This is a genomic window from Pseudomonas sp. LSJ-87, from assembly GCF_032971465.1.
Taxonomy (GTDB): Bacteria; Pseudomonadota; Gammaproteobacteria; order Pseudomonadales; family Pseudomonadaceae; genus Aquipseudomonas; species Aquipseudomonas putida_Z.
Window position 1 is genome coordinate 1 of the sequence record NZ_JAWJYQ010000110.1, and the last position, 836, is coordinate 836.

The 836-nt window shown below is 60.3% G+C and carries 2 protein-coding genes; both read left to right on the top strand.

Features of this window, described 5'->3' with window-relative positions; genetic code table 11:
* The coding region (gene icmH, locus RYH74_RS26285) for a type IVB secretion system protein IcmH/DotU (protein WP_317410615.1) at positions 1 to 483 on the top strand (483 nt) is incomplete at its 5' end.
* A 13-nt stretch (positions 484 to 496) separates the two neighbouring features.
* A partial coding sequence (locus RYH74_RS26290; RefSeq protein WP_317410617.1) for a contractile injection system protein, VgrG/Pvc8 family occupies positions 497 to 836 on the top strand: 340 nt, incomplete at its 3' end.

An 836-nucleotide genomic window follows, 5' to 3' on the forward strand; every position in this document is an offset into this window, starting at 1 on the left:
CTGGACGAGGCCGTGATGAGCCGCCCCTGGGGGAACAATTCGTGCTGGAGCCACGAACCGCTGCTCAGCATCTTCCATGACGAAACCCAGGGTGGCGAGAAGATCTTCGTGTTGCTGGAGCGGTTGATGCAGTCGCCCAAGGAGTTCCAGGATGTGCTGGAGTTCCTGTACTTCTGCTTTTGCCTGGGCCTGAAGGGCAAGTACGCCCTGGACCCGAAGTGCGATGAAATCATCAACGCCCTGATTTCGCGGATGCACAAGGTCATTCGTGAACTGCGCGGCCCCACGCCGGAATTCGTGGGCGACCCCTATACCAACGTGGTCCATCGCCCCCACCGCAGGCTGCGCCGGGAATGGCCCTGGTGGAGCCCGTTGGTGATCTCCGCCATCGCCATGGTCTGCGCCTACTGCTACTACAGCTACCGCCTGAGCCTGATCACCGCCGAGGTGCTGGAATCGCTCAACGGCATCTTGCAGCAGTAGCAGGGGGATCCGCATGCCTAGCCAATCCGACTTGCGTTTCACCTTCCAGCCGCTGGCTGGCCAGATTGACTTCGAAGTGGTTTCGTTCGAACTCGACGAAATGATCAGCTCACCGTTCCAGCTGAAACTGGAACTGATCAGTTTTGAAGACGAGGTCGACTTCGGCCAGTTGCTCGACAAACCAGTGCTGTTCACGATCTGGCGCGGTGAGCGCCCCCTGCGCTATGTGCACGGCCTGGTCAGCAGTTTCAGCCAGGGTGAGACGGGGTTCTATCGCACCCGTTACCGCGCATTGGTCGAGCCCGTGCTGGCCCGTGCCGGCTTGCGTTCGAACTGGCGCATCTTCCAGCAGA